The organism is Vibrio sp. Y51_MX_L26 (assembly GCF_024181935.1).
GTDB classification, from domain to species: Bacteria; Pseudomonadota; Gammaproteobacteria; order Enterobacterales; family Vibrionaceae; genus Vibrio; species Vibrio diabolicus.
In genome coordinates, this window is sequence record NZ_JAMZAS010000011.1 from 57,450 (window position 1) to 76,510 (window position 19,061).

General features: G+C 42.8%; 12 protein-coding genes. All 12 read right to left on the reverse strand.

The window, feature by feature from the left end; all coding sequences use genetic code 11:
* Window position 1: 1 nt before the first annotated feature.
* The 12 genes from NL645_RS18910 to NL645_RS18965 all read right to left on the reverse strand — a co-directional run bounded on the left by NL645_RS18910 (window position 2) and on the right by NL645_RS18965 (window position 19,051).
* The gene (locus tag NL645_RS18910; protein ID WP_253652206.1) at window positions 2-1,921 is read right to left on the reverse strand and encodes an ABC transporter ATP-binding protein; all 1,920 of its coding nucleotides are present in this window, start codon (window positions 1,919-1,921) and stop codon (window positions 2-4) included.
* Window positions 1,899-2,141 carry a glutaredoxin family protein gene (locus NL645_RS18915; protein ID WP_017821808.1) on the reverse strand — a complete coding sequence of 81 codons (243 nt, stop codon included), beginning with the start codon at window positions 2,139-2,141 and terminating at the stop codon, window positions 1,899-1,901. Before NL645_RS18915 ends, NL645_RS18910 begins: the two co-directional genes overlap by 23 nt.
* Before the next feature lie 21 nt (window positions 2,142-2,162).
* Window positions 2,163-4,283 (reverse strand): bifunctional 23S rRNA (guanine(2069)-N(7))-methyltransferase RlmK/23S rRNA (guanine(2445)-N(2))-methyltransferase RlmL, encoded by a 2,121-nt coding sequence (rlmKL, locus tag NL645_RS18920; protein ID WP_253652207.1) that lies wholly within the window; start codon window positions 4,281-4,283, stop codon window positions 2,163-2,165.
* Between the two features lie 486 nt (window positions 4,284-4,769).
* Window positions 4,770-5,312, reverse strand: a complete 543-nt coding sequence (locus NL645_RS18925; RefSeq protein ID WP_005377444.1) for a cell division protein ZapC — start codon at window positions 5,310-5,312, stop codon at window positions 4,770-4,772.
* Window positions 5,313-5,480: 168 nt separating this feature from the next.
* Window positions 5,481-6,491, reverse strand: coding sequence for a quinone-dependent dihydroorotate dehydrogenase (gene pyrD, locus NL645_RS18930; RefSeq protein ID WP_005377443.1), 1,011 nt, complete (start codon window positions 6,489-6,491; stop codon window positions 5,481-5,483).
* A 314-nt stretch (window positions 6,492-6,805) separates the two neighbouring features.
* Window positions 6,806-11,647: an NAD-glutamate dehydrogenase gene (locus tag NL645_RS18935; protein ID WP_253652208.1), complete on the reverse strand. Its 4,842-nt coding sequence runs from the start codon at window positions 11,645-11,647 to the stop codon at window positions 6,806-6,808.
* Window positions 11,648-11,848: 201 nt separating this feature from the next.
* On the reverse strand, window positions 11,849-12,067 hold the full coding sequence (locus NL645_RS18940; RefSeq protein ID WP_046876238.1) for a DUF2835 domain-containing protein: 219 nt from the start codon (window positions 12,065-12,067) through the stop codon (window positions 11,849-11,851).
* A gap of 64 nt (window positions 12,068-12,131) precedes the next feature.
* Window positions 12,132-14,738, reverse strand: coding sequence for an aminopeptidase N (pepN, locus tag NL645_RS18945; protein WP_253652209.1), 2,607 nt, complete (start codon window positions 14,736-14,738; stop codon window positions 12,132-12,134).
* Between the two features lie 229 nt (window positions 14,739-14,967).
* Window positions 14,968-15,633 (reverse strand): hypothetical protein, encoded by a 666-nt coding sequence (locus tag NL645_RS18950; RefSeq protein WP_005396553.1) that lies wholly within the window; start codon window positions 15,631-15,633, stop codon window positions 14,968-14,970.
* 195 nt (window positions 15,634-15,828) lie between these two features.
* Window positions 15,829-17,835 (reverse strand): carboxy terminal-processing peptidase, encoded by a 2,007-nt coding sequence (gene prc / locus NL645_RS18955; RefSeq protein ID WP_005396554.1) that lies wholly within the window; start codon window positions 17,833-17,835, stop codon window positions 15,829-15,831.
* Between the two features lie 17 nt (window positions 17,836-17,852).
* A complete protein-coding gene (gene proQ, locus NL645_RS18960) occupies window positions 17,853-18,479 on the reverse strand; it encodes an RNA chaperone ProQ (RefSeq protein WP_046876216.1) in 627 nt (208 codons plus the stop codon).
* A gap of 98 nt (window positions 18,480-18,577) precedes the next feature.
* Window positions 18,578-19,051 (reverse strand): GAF domain-containing protein, encoded by a 474-nt coding sequence (locus NL645_RS18965; protein ID WP_065646467.1) that lies wholly within the window; start codon window positions 19,049-19,051, stop codon window positions 18,578-18,580.
* Window positions 19,052-19,061: the final 10 nt, after the last annotated feature.

The following is a 19,061-nucleotide window of genomic DNA, read 5'->3' on the forward strand; positions in this document are numbered from 1 at the left end:
CTTAACTATCCTGTTGCATTGCTTCGAGTTCTTCCCATCTCTCGAATGCGATTTCCAACTCCTGCTCTAGTGCAGCAAGCTGTTCCAATACCGGCTGAGTTTGCTCTACAGGTTTAGCAAAGAACTCTGGATCGTTCACTTGCTCCTGAAGGCTCTCGATATCCGACTCTAATTGTTCAAGTTTAGCTGGTAGAGCCTCTAATTCTCTTTGCAGCTTATACGATAACTTCTTCGAATTGTTCTTAGGTTGCGTAGTTTTGGGAGTTTCCTCAACCACTTTCTCTTTCTTCGTTGGTTTTTCAACCTGACTGCGCGAAGCAAGAACTTGGTCACGTTGCTGTTTAGCATCATGATAACCACCAACGAACTCTTCGATTATACCGTTACCCTCAAAAATCCAGCTGGTTGTTACTGTGTTGTCTACGAACTCACGGTCGTGACTTACTAACAATAATGTACCCTGATAATTGGCAAGCATTTCTTCTAAAAGTTCCAACGTTTCGATATCCAAATCGTTAGTTGGTTCATCAAGAATAAGTAAGTTGTTTGGTTTCAACAAGATACGGGCTAGCAATAATCGGTTTTTCTCGCCACCGGAAAGTGCCTTAACCGGGGTTCTGGCGCGCTTAGGTGCAAATAAGAAGTCTTGGAGATAACTCAGCGCATGACGCTGACGTCCCCCAACCATTACTTCTTGTTTCCCATCCGCTAAGTTATCGATCACTGTCTTTTCTGGATCCAAAATCTCTCGGTACTGATCAAAGTACGCGACTTCTAATTTTGTTCCGCAGTGTAAACGACCAGACTGCGCTTCCAATTGCCCCAATAGCAATTTAAGTACCGTACTCTTACCGCAGCCATTTGGTCCGATAAGTGCAATACGGTCACCACGCATGATGTTAAAGCTAAAGTCGTCGACAATTGTCTTGCCTTCGTAAGCAAAAGATACATTTTCTGCTTCAAATACAATCTTACCTGAACGAGAAGCATCATCGATGTTTAGGTTAACTTTACCTTGAACTTCACGACGGTCACGACGCTCTTCACGAAGTTTTTTAAGGGCTCGAACACGGCCTTCATTACGAGTACGACGTGCTTTAATGCCTTGACGAATCCACACTTCTTCCTGAGCTAGTTTCTTATCGAACTCAGCATTTTGCATTTCTTCGACGCGAAGCATTTCTTCTTTGTCATTCAAATACTGTTCGTAATTACCAGGGAAAGAAGCTAATTGACCGCGATCTAAGTCGACGATGCGTGTCGCCATCGACTTGATGAATGCACGGTCGTGAGAAATAAAGATGATCGAGCCTTTGAAGTCTTTTAAGAAGTTCTCTAACCATTCGATCGTTGTAACATCGAGATGGTTTGTTGGTTCATCAAGAAGCAATACATCAGGATCACAAACCAGCGCACGAGCTAAAGCAGCTTTACGTTGCCAGCCACCGGATAGATCGGTCAGTTTGGTTTCTGGGCTTAGTTTTAAAGCGCCAAGTACGTTCTTAACACGGTCATCAAAGCGCCAAGCATTAGAATGATCAAGTTGCTCTTGAACTTTCGCCAAACGGTTAATGTTCTTCTCACTTGGGTCTTGAGCAACAAGATCGAGAAGATCGTGATAGATCTTCAATTGTTCGCCGATTTCAGCCAAACCGCCAGATACGTATTCGTAAACCGTACCCTCTTGATTGCGCGGTGGATCTTGTTCAAGCCGAGAAACTACTACGTCTTGAGTTATTTGAATCTTGCCATCATCCAACAAAATGTCGCCGGCAAGCACTTTCATTAACGTGGACTTACCTGCTCCGTTACGACCAACTAAACAAACGCGTTCGTTTTCTTGAAGAGCGAACTCCGCTTTGTTTAGCAATGGGTGGGCACCAAATGCAAGTTGTGCGTTATGAATGGTAAGTAATGCCATTATTATCCAACCAATGTGTGAGTTGTTCTAAGTCAAACGGCCAGTTCAACTCAGAATCTTGATATTTTAATACGGGTATTGTGACGCCGTAACGAGAAAATAGTACATCATCGAACGCAATATCAATGATATCTGTTTGCTCGGCCAAACCGACTTGGTCTACTAGAGCAAATGCCATCTCACAAAGATGGCATCCCTCCGTGCTATACAATATCAGCACGTATTAATCCTTTTGTTTATACTACGCGTGCGTTACTAGCCAACAGTTATGAATCTGTTTATTACGCGTAAAATCTAATGGTAACGTTTGAGAAGAAATATTCTGAGCCTTCAAACCCAATTCAGCGAGTGATTCTTCATCCATCTTGAAATGACGTTTGTTATTTGAAAATACGATTGTGCCTTCACTTCTCAGTAAACGTTTGAGATTCTTCATCAGCTTAATGTGGTCACGTTGTACATCGAATGATGTTTCCATACGCTTAGAGTTAGAGAACGTAGGTGGGTCAATAAAGATCAAGTCGTACTCACCTTTTGCGTTTTCTAGCCATTGCAAACAGTCCGCTTGTTCATATTTATGTTGGCGCCCTACACAGCCATTAAGCTGCATATTGTCTTTCGCCCAATTCAAGTAGGTGTTTGACATATCGACAGTTGTAGTGGAACGCGCACCACCAACTGCAGCGTGCACTGTTGCACTACCAGTGTAAGCAAACAAGTTAAGGAAATCTTTACCCTGTGCCATTTCGCCAAGACGACGACGAGTGATCTTATGATCCAAGAACAGGCCTGTGTCTAGGTAGTCATGAAGGTTCACGATCAGCTTCACACCGTACTCGTTTACTTCGAGCGTCTCTGATACCTGACCTAATTTTTGGTACTGGCTTCGACCTTTCTGCTTCTCACGAACTTTCAGTACAACTTTGTTCGCTTCGACACCGGTCACCTGAATCGTCGCACGGATAATGTCCGTTAGACGACGCTTGGCTTTTTCTTCAGGGATGTTCTTAGGTGCTGCGTACTCTTGAATCACAATTTGATCGCCGTACACGTCGATCGCTACGTTGTATTCTGGAAGGTCTGCATCGTAGATACGATAGCAGTCTAGTTTCTCTTTACGAGCCCACTTGCCAATCTTGCCAATGTTTTTCTTCAAACGGTTTGAGAAGTCTGGTGCGATTTGAACGTTAGTATCTGCACCTTTAACTTCATCAGCGCTGCGCTCGGCAATGCTGTAGTTCTTTTGGTGACACGGTAACGCACCGTTGTTCAATTTAAACTGTTTATCAGCGCGCATGCGAAGGCAACTCAAGAGCTCGTCTGAGCTAGAGAAGATAGATGCTTTACATCCGCCAAACTCAGATTTTAGCTGTCCACCGAATGCGGTATAGAGCGCAATCAGCCCCGGCTCAGTTCCTAGACGCTCACCGTAAGGTGGGTTTGAAACGATAACACCGTGTTCAAATCCTGCGGGACGAGTAATAGTTGCAGCATCACCTTGCGCAAACTCAATCAACTCTTCAACACCTGCTCTGCGGGCGTTTTCTTGAGCGACTTTTAATACTTTGGGGTCGTTATCGAATCCAAAAAACTTAGCGTCAACTTTCTTGACACCTCGTCTAGCTTGAACATTAGCCTCTGATTTAATCTCAGCCCAGGTCTCCGGTTCAAAGTCTTCCAAAACTTCGAAGCCCCATTGTTTGCGCTTAACGCCAGGTGCCATGTTGGCTGCCATCATTGCCGCTTCAATAAGCAAAGTCCCAGAACCACACATTGGATCGAGTAATGGTTGATGCCCATCCCAGCCACAACGCATGATAATCGCAGAAGCAAGCGTTTCACGTAATGGCGCACGACCCGATTCTGGTCGATAACCACGCTGATGAAGACCACTACCTACCATGTCTACCCCAAGCAACGCTTTATCTTTATGCAAACGAACGTGAATACGAATATCTGGGCGTTCTTTGCTGATATTAGGACGTGGCAAGCATTTGTTCTCAAAGCAATCTACGATGCCATCTTTGACCTTCATAGCTCCGTATTGGCTATTTCTAATCTCACGGTTTGTGCCGTTAAAGTCCACAACAAAGCGTTTAGAGCTATGAAATTGGTTAACCCAGTTAATAGTGGAAGTGGATAGATACAAGTCCATGTCGTTGTTACACGTGAACTCAGATAAAACACGTACAAATCGAGACGCTAAACGGCTCCACAAACAACAGCGATAAACCTGTTCGTTTGTCGCTTTAAATTTTACGCCTGCCTGTACTGGTTTCGCATTTTCAATGCCTAGTTTAGTCAGTTCTTCAACAAGCAAATTTTCCATGCCATTTGAAGTTACCGCGAGATATTGATTCATAGTGTTCTTTCGCTGATAAAAAATGGTTTCAATTATACCTGACTTTACGATCAATGCCTCGTTTTTAAAGGTATTTTCCCACCCGTTAGTTCAAATCATCACCACTCAAATGATCTAAAACTTTCAACATCTTTAGTTTGAATGTTTTTCATTCATGAACGTATTTTGTTTCCTTTAGAAGAAGTGAATACTTATTTACATGCATTTTGGTATACACCAGCCGGGATTGGTTGATGTAAACTACTTACAAATACCCTTTATAGGGGAATAAATAGGGTTGTTTTAGGCGCTAGGTTGCCTAATTAAAGGAGTAATCAAATTGAAATAAGTAAAATAAAAGTGACCAGCTTCATGTTTGCATGCATAGAAAACAAACAGTTTCATGGTCTTTCGGATTGGAGTGTCAGAGGAAAGGACAAAAAAAATCGACCCAATAAGGTCGATTAAGGCAAACAAAGGAACGAAATAAAGAAAAATTAAACAGCTTTAACCCACCATTGCCATAGGGGTCATTGCAAAGAGGTGGTTTGCACAAGCCATGCGATCATGCATTACTTTAATCGGCTGCCCAAATTGAAGCGCCTTATTGCCATCAAGAACAAAGGCTTCTTGGTTAACATAAGCACATAAGCTCGATGTTTCGCCTGGTTCTAGAACGATGAACATACCATCAGAATATTGATTTGTGAGAAAGACCATGTCCCCTTCTTGAGGTTCATAATCAGAGGACTGTGCATCGAAGAACCAGCTCTTAGGCTGTACAGGTTTATGAAAACGCTTTGCAGCAACACAATACAGTGTTAATTCAGCTTGGCGATATTCACTGATATCGAGACAGCGAATGCGCTCATTAAACGTTTGAAATGCGCTGGCGTCATCAACGGTAAATTCACTGTTTGAGAAGGCACAGTTAACCAACAATTTTCGGGATAGATTGGTTTGGAAAATCATTTCCTCCCCCAGATCCAGCATTAAGCAAGCTTTTTGCTCGTCAAAATACCAATTCCATTTGTCGCTGGGTTTAAGCATTATTCCGTTCTCTCTTGACTAGTTAAATCAGTGGTAAAGAGGTAAGACGCTTAATTACCTACTCGTGATTTTTAAATTCTACAAACGAACGGATAAAAAAAAAGAGGAAACAAAGTCCTCTTTTTTATGTAACAGGTACTGATTTTTCAGTAGTTTTTGATGTATGTGTTAAAGATTCTTAACAATATCACGTACGAGACCTGGGCCGTGGTAAATAAAGCCAGTGTAGACTTGAACAAGTTTAGCGCCTGCCATGATCTTTTCTTTGGCTGCAACATAGGAATCTACACCACCAACACCGATAATTGGAAGTTTGTCTCCAAGCTCTTCATGAAGCTTACGTACGACCTCCGTAGAGCGTGATTGCACAGGGCGACCACTCAAGCCACCTGCCTCATTGGCGTGTCTCATCCCTTCTACGATCGTGCGATCCAAAGTTGTGTTAGTCGCGATCACACCATCTATATTGTTTTTCAATAAAGAATCGCAGATTTGGCAGATTTCATCGTCACTTAAATCTGGCGCAATCTTTAATGCTAACGGGACATACTTGTTGTACTTCTCTGATAACTCCGCTTGTTTCGCTTTTAATTCGGAAAGCAGTTCATCAAGCGCTTCACCATATTGAAGTGAACGAAGACCTGGAGTGTTTGGCGATGAGATGTTTACTGCAATATAGCCAGCATACTCATACACTTTTTCCATACAAATCAGGTAGTCCTCTGCCCCTTTCTCAATTGGCGTATCTTTATTTTTACCGATATTAATTCCGAGAACACAATTGAATTTTGCTCGTTTAACATTCTCGATCAAATTATCAACGCCTAGGTTATTAAAGCCCATGCGGTTGATGATCCCTTCTGCTTCCACTAAACGGAATAAGCGTGGTTTATCATTACCTGGTTGTGGTCGTGGCGTTACAGTGCCGACTTCGACAAAGCCAAAGCCCATGGCATCAAATGCTTCAATACATTCGCCGTTTTTATCTAAACCAGCCGCAAGACCAACAGGGTTACGGAATGTTAGACCCATACACTCAACTGGACGAGTTGGTAACTGTTGGCGGTAAAAGAGATCAAGTGGTGTGCCGTTAAAGCGTTGGAAGTTCTTGATTGCAAGATCATGTGCCTTCTCGGCATCGAGTTGGAAAAAGCCAGTTCTGGCTAGACGGTAAAGCATTGTGCCTCCGAAAGAAAAAAGCCCCGTATAAACGGGACAATATTATTTACCGTTTTTCATCGTAATTCAATGAAAATGAACGTAATAAGTAAAAACCTATATCTTTATAAAATTTTTAAATATAAAACAAACAATTACAATCAAGTTTCTGCGATAAAAATCGTAACTAACCGCTTAAAAGCAATCGATTTCAGCCTATTTTAACTTCCCCGCACCGTTACACTGTAACTTGCTCGGCGCTATAATAGAAACGATGAGCAACAAAAAAGCCTCGCTAAATAACGAAGCTTTTACTTACAATTTGACTAACTCATCTACTCTTTCGACGAACAGTTGAGATTCAAGAGTACTAATTCTCGAAGTGCTACAGAAAACTTAGCAAATTCGTGGACAGAGCCAACTTTGAACTCATTCAAGATGCTTTCCCAACGGTGTAGTGATTGCTCGTTAGTTTCCATCCAATCTTCTAACGCTTTCATCACGTCTAGCTCTTCCGTTGCACAGCCGCAATTTAATACCTGAGCCGTAAGTTGACGTTGTTGCCAGTCCAGATCTTCTCGGAATGCAGCTCTTGCCAGTGCCTGCCAGTTATTATCAACGGCTTGGCTGTTAATTTGCTTCAAGAACCAGTGTAACGACAAACGGTCACCTAAGTTAAAGTAGAGCTTCGATGCTTGCTCAACCGTTTTACCTGTTTCACTCGCCACTGATGAGATATCCAGTGCAGATTGTAAGCTGGATAAACGAGCGACTTGATGTGCAAGTTTCTCTTCTACCCCTTTCTCAATCCACCCTTGAGCAAGTTCATTGTGTTCTTCTACTTCAGACTCAACCAGCATAGTGTCTAAGGTTTCAGTGATAACATTGACATCTTGCTTGTAGATAGCAATCAGCTCACCAACTGTGCATTTACCACTGCGGTTGCGAAGCAACCAACGTGCAATTCGACGTAGTGCTCGACGAACATAAAACATGATTTCGTACTGAGCTTGAGCTGTGGCGATATTATCGAGTTCACGAGTCTGCTTAAGAATTGCTTCTAGATCGAAAATTTCACGAGCCGCACTGTATGCGTTAGCAACATCGACAACACTTGCACCGGTTTCTTCTTGCAAACGAGTGACGAAATTACAGCCCATTTCATTAACCATCTGGTTAGCCAATGCTGTAGCGATAATTTCAGCTCGCAGTGGGTGATTAACCATTTGATCTTTATAGTTACGTCGTAACGCACTTGGGAAATATTCAACAAGCTGTTTCGCATGGAATTCATCATTCGCGATTTCATCCGTAACAAGTTGCTGTTTAAGTACCATTTTACCGTAGGCAACTAACACTGATAGCTCAGGGCGAGTCAGACCTAGTCCCTGTTTTTCACGCTCGATTAGCGTTTCATCATCAGGGATGTATTCGAGAGCACGATCCAAGTACCCTGCTTTTTCCATGGTATGGATGAATCGAATTTGTTCCTTAACAATGCCAACACCTTGCTGTTCAGTCACGGAGATCGACTCCGACTGACGGTAAGCATCATCCAAGACAATTTCACCCACTTCGTCTTCCATAGACTCTAGAATTTGGTTACGTTGCTTAACCGTAAGATCGCCATTTGAAACCAGTCCATTAAGGAAGATCTTGATGTTGACTTCATTATCCGAACAGTCAACGCCACCCACGTTATCAACGAAGTCTGTGTTCACTCGGCCGCCAGTCAGTGCGTATTCAATACGACCAAGCTGAGTCATACCTAAGTTACCGCCTTCGCCAACCACTTTTGCTCTCAAGTCACGGCCGTCAATGCGCAGCATGTCGTTAGCACGGTCACCAACATCCGTATGAGTTTCTGTCGATGCTTTAACGTAAGTGCCGATACCACCATTCCAAAGCAGATCGACTTTCATTTTCAAGATCATCTTAATCAGATCATTAGGCGCTAAAGATGCTTTCTTAGTACCTAACATTTTCTGAATTTCTGGCGTTAACTGGATCGATTTTGATCGACGAGAGAAGATGCCACCACCTTGAGAGATCAAATCTTTATTGTAATCTTCCCAGCTTGATCTTGGCAGATTAAACAAGCGGTTGCGCTCTTCCCAGCTGGTGGCTGAATCTGGATTTGGATCAATAAAGATGTGCATGTGGTTAAAGGCAGCTTGCAATCGAATATGCTTCGATAACAGCATACCGTTACCGAACACGTCACCTGCCATATCACCTACACCGATTGCGGTAAAGTCAGTGGTCTGGCAGTTGATGCCCATTTCACGGAAGTGACGCTTAACAGATTCCCAACCACCTTTTGCAGTGATACCCATCGCTTTGTGGTCGTAACCATTTGAACCACCTGAAGCAAATGCGTCACCTAACCAGAAGTTGTACTCTGCAGAAACAGAGTTCGCTAGATCTGAGAATGTTGCTGTGCCTTTATCTGCAGCCACTACTAGGTATGGGTCATCTTCGTCATGGCGCACAACGTTTTGTGGTGGCATGACTTCACCTTCAATGATGTTATCCGATACATCAAGTAGCGCACGAATAAATCGTTTGTAACAACGTTGACCTTCAGCAAAGATCTCATCACGGGTTGTGAGAGATGGCTGGCGTTTACAAACAAAGCCGCCTTTTGCACCCACAGGTACGATAACGGTGTTCTTAACTTGCTGAGCTTTTACGAGACCAAGAATCTCTGTACGGAAATCTTCTTGACGGTCTGACCAACGTAAACCACCACGAGCCACTTTTCCGCCACGAAGGTGAACACCCTCAATATCTGGTGCGTACACAAAGATCTCGAACGCGGGTACAGGCTGCGGAATCTCTGGAATATCGCTCGGTTTCATTTTCAAAGATAACCAAGGCTTAGGTTGCTTGCTTTCGTCTAATTGATAGTAGTTAGTACGAAGTGTCGCCATGATCATGTCGATGTAACGACGAATAATACGATCATCATCCAAGCTCTCTACACGATCCAACTGCTCTGTTAGCTTTTTAATCAGATCGTTTTGGCCTTTTTCACTGCCTTTGTGTTTCGGATCGAATCGCTTGGTGAACAGCTTGACTAGACCTGTTGCTAAGTCTGGGTAGTGGCTTAGCGTGTCTTCGATGTATTGTTGACTGAATGGGAAACCGACTTGGCGCATGTATCGAGCATAAGCACGAAGAATGGAAATCTCACGCCCAGATAGCGACGCACCTAGTACCAATCGGTTAAAACCATCACTTTCAAGGTTGCCCGCCCAAATTGCGGCAAATGCTTGTTGGAAACGGTCACGAGCCTCACGAAGATCAACCGTTTTCTCGCTCTTGTGCAGCATAGAGAAATCAAGGATCCAGAATGTCTGTCCGTTATTTTTCTCGATCTCATACGGTGATTCACCGATCACTCGTAAGCCAAGGTTTTCAAGCATTGGCATTACGTCAGAAAGATGGATTGGCTCATCACGATGGTATAACTTCAAGCGAACAGCTTTTGAATCCGCCCCCTCTTCTTGAGGTCGGTAGAACAACATGCCAAGTTTATTATCATCACTTAACGCTTCTAAGCGTTCAATATCTGCAACCGCAGAACCTGGCATCATGTCCTCTTTATATGAGCGAGGGAACGCACTCATGTATTCTTTTGAAAGAGGAAGGCCTTTGCTTTCACCAAAGTTAGCAATGATGGATTCTTTTAGTCTGTCATCCCAAGAGGTAGAAACTTCCATTAGGTTTTGCTCGATCTTTTTCACGTCTACGTCAATGTTGTTATTGTCTACACGAACAATGTAATGTGTTCTCGCTAGTGGGCTTTCTGAGAAGAACGTTGTAAATTCAACCTCTTGCTCGCAACCAAAGTACTGCTTAAGAATGCGTTGAGTTTGACGACGTAACTCTGTGTTGTAACGATCTTTAGTGACATAAACCATGCAACTGAAGAAACGACCAAATGGGTCTTTACGAACAAACAAACGCAGCAAGTCACGATCTTGCATTTGTACAACACCCATACCCACCTCAAGCAGCTCTTCTTCATTTGCTTGAAGTAGTTCATCGCGTGGGTAGTTTTCTAAGATATTGTGCAATGCTTTGTATGAATACGATCCGTGACGATATCCGCTCGCTTCAAGGATACGGTCCACTTTTTCACGGATCAGAGGGATGCTTTGTACCGCTTGGTTATACACGGCAGAGGTATATAGACCAGTAAAGCGATGCTCACCTATTACTTTACCGTTTTCATCAAACTTCTTAATACCGATGTAATCAGTATAAGCTGGACGGTGAATACGAGATGCTTTGTTACCTTTTGTGATGATCAGAGCGTATGGCTTTTTCGCTTCTAACCGCGCTGAATCTGAAAGCTCAGATAGCTTGACGCTACGTACACGCTTGTCATCAGCAAATAGACCAAGTCCTTTCTCTTTAGCAGGAACAAGCTCGGTATCACCATTGACTTCTTCTAAGTCATAATCTTTGTAACCCATAAAGGTAAAGTTATGATCTTCTAGCCAACGAAGAAATGCGATCGTTTCGTCCATACGATCCGTTTGGATAGAAACACGATCTTTATTTTTCTCAAGTTCATCAGTCACAAGCTTAAGCTTATCAACCATTTGCTTCCAGTCATCAACGACTAAACGAGTGTCAGATAGAATTTTTAACAGCTCTTCTTTAAGCGCTTGCATCTCTTCTTTACTAGTAAGGCGGTCTACCTCGATATGGAACAGTGATTGAAGAACACCACCCTCACCGTTTACGTCGGTAACTTGGCCTTTTTTATCACGCTGTATCTGTGTTGGGTTGTTTAACATTAAGTGGCAAACAAGATCCAAACGCGCTAAAGCCATTTTGACTGAGTCCACTAAGAATGGACTATCTGGAACAACAATTTCTACGATTGTGTGTGTGGATTGCCAGCCTTGACGACTTACGGTCGGGTTAAATACTCGTACCGAAATCTCTTCTGGTTTTTTTTCATTGATATGGTGCCAAAGGCTGACGACAGCACCATAAAGATCGGATTCGTTTCGCTGAATCAGGTCATCATCAGCAATGTTACTGAATAAGTGTTGAGCAAGTTTAGTTACAAGCGTTTGGTGAGAAAGCTCGAGTTTGTCTTGAATCAGTTGGTAAACTTTTTCAAGCAGAACCGGCACTACATTTTCACGCGCGGTCATATTCACACTCCACATTAGAATTGTTGTTTTGTAGGGGGACTTAGTAGCTAGGTTGTTACCTTAGAAACTAAGCATAGGTAATGCATGTGCCCATTGTAAAAGCATAATTACAAATGTTTAACAACTAATCGTGGTGGTAAGAGGTGAAATGTCCGATTCTGTGACTAAGATTCCTATTTAACTCTCTGCAAATACAATACATCACAGAGTTTCTAACTTAAGAAACTTATTATTTTGGTCAGTTGTTAGTCTAAACTGGCCTTTAATGCCTAATTGACTAAGAAATGGTCTAAATCGTGCGGCGGGTAACTGCAAACGTAAACCATTATGTGTGACGACTTGAACAACACTTGCCGCGCCAGAATAATGGGATAAAAACGTTTGATATGAAATGTTGAGGTTGAAGTAGTAATAGTTCATGAAGTAAAAACTAAGTGACATAAACAATAAGGTGGCCTTAATGACCACCCTATTGTGTTGTTTACTATTCGTCTAGTGCTTTAGTCACTTTTTCGAATAAGTCTTTAGCAAGATTATCCATTGCTTTGAGCTTTTCAAGTTCTGCTTTGATCAAAGCTTGGCGACCTTCATCGTATTTACGGAACTTAAGCAAAGGATCAATCATTCTAGATGCGACTTGTGGGTTCGAATCATTAAGTTGGCGAAGGATTTCTCCTGCAAATTGGTAACCTGCACCGGATTTATCATGGAAACGTACAGGGTTAGCACTTAAGAACGAGCCAATCAAACTGCGCGTACGGTTCGGGTTCTTCAAACTAAATGCTTCGTGGTTCATGGTTGCTTTTACTTTTTCAAGTGCATCCTCTGCAGGATTGCTACCTTGAAGTGCAAACCACTTGTCCATAACCAAACCATCGTGCTTCCATTTATCGCTATAGTCTGCCATAAGAGCTTCACGACACTCAAGCTGAGCACTATTTGCCGCACTCATCGCTGCAATCGTATCTGTCATGTTATTTGCAGATGCGTATTGTGCTTTCACTAAATCATTACCTTTTTCCGTATGTGCTAGGTATTGCAGACAACGGTTACGTAATGCACGCTTGCCAATCGCAGCATGATCGATCGTGTACTCTGTTTGCTTCAGTGTATGATAAGTTGCACTTAGCTCATCTTCTAACTCTTGGGAAAGTGACACTGTAATGCTGTTTAGAACTTTGTCTACGGCATCGATGTCAATTTGCTGGTACCAGCCAGTAATCTCATTAATTGAAGGCAAAGAGAAAACTTGAGCAATGAAAGCTGGCTCAAGCGTCTCATCCAATAGCACACCACGGAACGCATCTATCACGCCTTCAGAAAGCGATACTTCTTGTCCGGCTTGAACGTTTTTCACGTTCTGACGAATGTACTTAGCCAATAGCATTTGGCTTGCATCCCAACGAGCAAAGTCATTCGTCGCGTGTTTCATCAAGAAGACTAATTCATCATCACTGTAGTCGTATTCTAGTTTTACTGGTGCCGAAAATTCACGCAACAAAGATGGCACTGGTTGTTCTTCGACATTCTCGAATACGAACGTTTGCTTATCTTGTTTAATATCTAGCACGTTGTGAACAGATTCACCGTTAATCAGCAACGGGATAACTCGACCTTTCGAATCGTACAGCTCGATATCAAACGGAATGTGCAGCGCTTGCTTCTCAGCCTGGTCTTGCGTTGGCTCCGTAAATTGCTCTACCGTTAGTGCGTAAGTTTTTGCATTGGCATTGTATTCGCTATTTACGCGCAGCGTCGGTGTACCAGACTGGCTGTACCATAGACGGAATTGTTTTAAATCGACACCGGTGGCATCTTCCATTGCAGAAACAAAGTCTTCACATGTGGCAGCAGTACCATCGTGACGTTCAAAGTAAAGTTTCATCCCTTTTTGGAAGCCCTCTTCGCCAAGGAGTGTATGGTACATGCGAATAACTTCGCTGCCCTTTTCATACACTGTTAGCGTGTAGAAGTTGTTCATCTCAATGACTTTGTCAGGACGAATTGGATGTGACATTGGACTTGCATCTTCTGCAAACTGAGGTCCACGGATGATACGTACGTTATCGATACGGTTATCTGCGCGAGAGCCTAAGTCAGAAGAGAATTCTTGGTCACGGAACACGGTTAAGCCTTCTTTTAGACTTAGTTGGAACCAGTCACGGCAAGTGACACGGTTGCCAGTCCAGTTGTGGAAGTACTCATGACCGATTACAGCTTCGATACCTAAGTAGTCACGATCCGTCGCCGTTTGGTCATTCGCCAGAACATACTTTGAGTTAAAGATGTTTAGGCCTTTGTTTTCCATTGCGCCCATATTGAAGAAATCAACGGCAACGATCATGTAAATATCCAGATCGTATTCAAGGCCAAAGCGTTCTTCATCCCACTTCATCGAGTTGATCAGCGATGTCATCGCATGGCCTGCACGGTCTAAGTTACCTTTATCAACAAAGATTTCTAAATCAACACTGCGACCTGACATCGTTGTGTATTTGTCACGCAGTACGTCAAAGTCCCCTGCGACAAGAGCAAACAAGTAAGCTGGCTTTGGATGCGGGTCCTGCAATTGAACCCAATGACGACCGTTCTCTGCATCGCCTTCTGCAATTCGGTTACCATTGCTCAGCAAATATGGATAAGCGGATTTATCTGCGATCACTTTTGTCGTGTATTTTGCCAGAACATCAGGACGATCTAAGTAATAAGTAATACGACGGAAGCCCTCGGCCTCACACTGAGTACAAAATGCGCCGCCTGATTTGTACAAACCTTCGAGTGCTGTATTCGCTTCAGGATCAATTTTGGTGACGATTTCAAGTTCAAACTCGGATGGAAGATCGGTCAGTACAAGCGATGATTCTTTCACTTCGTGATGAGCCCAATCCTCACCGTTTACTTTTACAGCGCGCAGCTCAAGCCCCTCGCCATCGAGTTCTAGCGTTGTTGTATCGCCTTTTTGAGCAACCTTTGATATCGCCGTAACGATGGTGTCATTGTCATAAAGATCAAACGTAAGATCGATATCGGTAATCGCGTGAGATGGCTCTTGATAATCTTTACGATATTTGGCCTGGGGAGCTTGGGACATGAGCATAAATCCTTGTATGTCGAACAACAAACATACCAGACTGCATGATCAAAAATGCAGTTCTGGTATCACTATATAAGCTATTTGTAGGGGTTGTGGTATCAGAATACAAGTCTTTCCATCAAAAAACGGAGCTTTTAGTGCTCTAGCTCCGTTTTTTTGATTAACATTTAAACAACATTGACAATTTACCGTATGCTCGCGTAATTTGTCGTAACAAGATAAGCTATCAAGGCGTTACCCGATTAAGTACCGCGTACATATCGCCATTTGAATCTTCAATCGTTAATTCATTTTTGTTGAGCTTATAGGTGGTCCCGTGCTCGCCATTTTCATAGAGCAAGACTAAATATTCATCTTCTGTGTAGAAAACACCTTGCTTGATTGACTCATCCCCTTCTTCGTTGGATACCCGAAACATAAACACGAAGTCAGGTTGAAGTATCAGATCCATATGGTTGATGTTGTTTGCCACAAGGCCATCTCCGGATACATAAGAGCTAGACCATATGCCCGCTAGCGAGTTAGACAACCCTTTAGTAAAAGTCACACCATTAAGATCAAGTGTATTGTGATTATTGCGATAGGCATAAATTTGAGGCTCATCTGTGTTTAAGCCAAGAACGATGGTGTCTTCATTGGCGTTATACAATCCTTCCCAATGATCGACAGAATAATCTTTCTTTTGAATATCAATAGAAAAGCTGTAGTCGGAACCCAGTGACAGTTTTATCGCACGAAAATTTTCAGCCGACTCTTCGGGGTTTGGGTTCATTAAATACCAGTCTCCGATGAGAAACGGCGTGTCAAAGTGACTTAATTCATCTTCTCTGGTGTTTTCTCCGCTAAACACACTAAAGCAGCAAAAGCTAAGTAAAATAAAGAACCATTTCATATCGGCATCCTTATCGTTTTCTTTTAGCTTAGGCAGTAGTCCTCACTTTCGCGAAATTTTAGATGTAGATCACGTAAATTATTGGGAAAAAATAAGCGAATATCTTACTTGATACTCAATACAAACAAAGATGAAAAGACATAAAAAAAGAGTGAGCCTGAAAGACTCACTCTTTTTACTTTGAATTGCCAGTTATTATGACTGATTTTTCTGCTTGAGTAGATCAACCATAATCGCGACAGACTCATCTAAATAAACATCAGGCGCTTCATAATCTTTAGGTATATCATCCAATGTTTTGAATGCTTCCTTACCTAAAGCAGCTTGACGCTCATTGATGCGTTGCAAACGAAGTGCTTCCGCTTTATCCGATTCAGCCTTACGAACTTTCTCGTTCAAAGACAACATATTATCGTCTTTTTCTTTACGATACTTCTCTATGTCTTCATTGATGAAACGGAATTCCATCTCATCAGAAATACGCTTGTTATGAAGAGCGGTGAGTTTTTCAACTAGTGCTTCGTTGCTTGGGAAGGTTTGATATTTTGCTTTATCAATCTGATCCCAAGGTAGTGCATTGTCTTCTACACTTTCACCCGTTTCAGAAGCTTCAATTGGTGTTGGGTACGAAATATCGGGTGCAACACCACGATTTTGCGTACTTCCACCGTCAATACGGTAGAACTTCTGAATCGTGTACTGAACGTAGCCTAGCTCTTTATCGAAAAGATCGTAGATATGATTCAGTGAACGATGCTGTTGAACCGTACCTTTACCGAAAGAATTTTCACCTAAAATAATTGCACGATTATAATCTTGCATTGCTGCTGCAAAAATTTCAGACGCTGAAGCACTGTAGCGGTTAATCAACACCGTCAGCGGACCATCGTAGCTCACTTTTCCGTCAGTATCGGCGTTCACCTTAATACGACCATAGCTGTCACGAACTTGAACAACAGGACCTTCTTTAATGAATAACCCTGTTAATGCTGTCGCTTCCGTTAATGCACCACCACCGTTGTTACGTAGATCAACGATTACGCCGTCAACGTTTTTGGTTTTTAACTCAGCAAGCAGTTTATCGGTATCTTTCGACAAACCGACGTAGAAACTTGGCACTTCTAAAATACCAATCTTCTTACCATCTTTTTCGATGATCTCCGACTTCACTGCGCGATCTTCTAGGCGAACTTTGTCACGAACAATTGTGACAATGTAACTCTTCGCATCGTTACCTTCTGGCAAGATCTGTAGATTAACCTTTGTGCCTTTTGGGCCTTTGATTAATTGAACTACATCATCCAGACGCCAACCGATCACGTCGACAATCTCTTCACCGTCTTGTCCAACACCGATGATTCGATCCCCTTCGCCAAGCTGCTTGCTCTTCGACGCAGGGCCACCAACAACAAGTGAACGAATTACTGTGTAATCGTCAGTCATTTGCAGAACGGCACCAATGCCTTCCAGAGAAAGGTTCATTTCCGATTGGAATTGCTCAGCATTACGTGGAGAAAGATAGCTAGTATGAGGGTCGACTTGTCGGGCGAAGGCATTCATATATAACTGGAATGCATCTTCGTTATTAGTCTGTGTGATCCGCTTCATCGCGTTGTTATAACGCTTCTCTAAAACCTCTTTAATCTCTGGCCACTCTTTGCCAGTCAGTTTCAGATTTAACGCGTCATATTTCACACGCTTGCGCCACAACTCGTTGAGCTCTGCTTCGTCTTTTGGCCATGCAGCTTCAGAACGGTCTAACTCTATCTCGTCATCAGTATCAAACTTGATCTCTTCGTCGAGTAGCGTTAACGCATAAGCAAAGCGCTCGAAACGCTTTTGCATTGAGAGGTTATAAACATCAAAAGCAATTTGGTTGTTACCAGCTTTTAGCTGATCATCAAGCTCAATTGACCAGTCTTTAAAAGAGTCGATGTCCGCTTGAGTAAAAATATTTCTATTATAATCAAGCAATTCTACATAGCGTTCAAAGATCGCTTTGGAGAAATCATCATTGAGGCTGAAATGCTTATAATGAGAGCGGGTAAATCGAGAGGTGACTCGTTTGCTAGCTGTTTCGTGCTGAACTTCAGGAGCGAGAACCGGCAAGTCATCTTTATGTAGTTTGGCTTCGAGAGCCTGAGCTGATGCTGCTAGCCATAAGCTAGCAGCAATCAGTGTCACTTTTGAACGGCAATTCATGCGTAGGAGTATCTCCTTTATGCGCGCAAGTGCTCCGCTTTCACAACCATTTGTAGGCCGTTAGCAAGTTGAACACGTACATCATCCTTATTGATCTCAACAATGGTCGCTGCCATGTTTCCTTTGCCCATGTTCACGTTAACTGCGTTACCTACTGTGATTTCGTCAGCATTTAGAGCGCGCGTTTCTACAGGCTTAGTTGTTTTTTGTACTTTTGGTTTGTTAGTACGACGAGGCTGTTGAGGCTTTTTAGCCGCTGGTTTCGCTTTCGCCTTACCCTCTTCACGAGCTTTTTGTGCTTGTTCTTTACGACGAGCTTGAACTTTTGCCTTGCTTTCTGCAAGTGTCGCTTTCGCGTGTTCAACGTGCTCTTCTTCTAGCTCACCACAAGGGTTGCCGTCTAGGTCTACACGTACTGCACCTGGTTTTACACCATGTAGGTAACGCCATGATGAAGTGTACTGTCTTAACGCTGCACGAAGCTGTGTTTTGCTTACTTTTTCGTCTTCACTTAGACGTTCCGCAAGATCTTGAAAAATACCAATTTTCAGAGGTTTTGCTTCACCTTCTAAAGTAAAGCACTTAGGGAAACATTCAGCAATATATGCAATAACTTCTTTGCTGTTTTTTAACTTTTCAGTCATGAGGGTTCCTGATTTGAGCGGATTTCCGCGAAGCATTAAGAAAAAATATTCTCGTATTATAGTGACATGCCAAGGAAAAACCACACTCGAGGGCTAATTTATGCGTCGTTCGCGTGTGAATTAAGCAGCTTTTCTACTTCAGCCATGAAATGAGTGAGACCTTCTTCGTCTGTTTCATTGAATCGACCAATACTTGGGCTGTCAATATCAAGGACACCAACCACCTCTCCATTGATAGAAAACGGAATCACAATTTCCGAATTACTCGCTGCATCGCACGCTATATGTCCCTCAAATTCATGAACGTCGTATACTCTTTGTATGGTGTTAGTTTTTGCAGCAGTACCACAGACACCGCGCCCCATAGGAATGCGGACACAAGCTGGTTTTCCTTGGAACGGACCAAGAACGAGCTCTTCACCTTTTGCTAGGTAAAAGCCAGCCCAGTTAAGATCGTCCAATTCCATGAAAAGCAGTGAGCTCAAGTTTGCTAGGTTAGCAATAAAGTCTGGCTCAGACTCAATTAGAGCAACGGCTTGTTTGGTTAGTCTATGGTATTGTTCTATGTTCATATTAACTTCC

Bases quoted from the DNA above. Each gene is read 5' to 3' on its own strand.
- NL645_RS18910 (WP_253652206.1), bottom strand. From the start codon at position 1,921: ATGGCATTACTTACCATTCATAACGCACAACTTGCATTTGGTGCCCAC.
- rlmKL (WP_253652207.1), bottom strand. From the start codon at position 4,283: ATGAATCAATATCTCGCGGTAACTTCAAATGGCATGGAAAATTTGCTT.
- NL645_RS18925 (WP_005377444.1), bottom strand. From the start codon at position 5,312: ATGCTTAAACCCAGCGACAAATGGAATTGGTATTTTGACGAGCAAAAA.
- pyrD (WP_005377443.1), bottom strand. From the start codon at position 6,491: ATGCTTTACCGTCTAGCCAGAACTGGCTTTTTCCAACTCGATGCCGAG.
- NL645_RS18935 (WP_253652208.1), bottom strand. From the start codon at position 11,647: ATGACCGCGCGTGAAAATGTAGTGCCGGTTCTGCTTGAAAAAGTTTAC.
- NL645_RS18940 (WP_046876238.1), bottom strand. From the start codon at position 12,067: ATGAACTATTACTACTTCAACCTCAACATTTCATATCAAACGTTTTTA.
- pepN (WP_253652209.1), bottom strand. From the start codon at position 14,738: ATGTCCCAAGCTCCCCAGGCCAAATATCGTAAAGATTATCAAGAGCCA.
- NL645_RS18950 (WP_005396553.1), bottom strand. From the start codon at position 15,633: ATGAAATGGTTCTTTATTTTACTTAGCTTTTGCTGCTTTAGTGTGTTT.
- prc (WP_005396554.1), bottom strand. From the start codon at position 17,835: ATGAATTGCCGTTCAAAAGTGACACTGATTGCTGCTAGCTTATGGCTA.
- proQ (WP_046876216.1), bottom strand. From the start codon at position 18,479: ATGACTGAAAAGTTAAAAAACAGCAAAGAAGTTATTGCATATATTGCT.
- NL645_RS18965 (WP_065646467.1), bottom strand. From the start codon at position 19,051: ATGAACATAGAACAATACCATAGACTAACCAAACAAGCCGTTGCTCTA.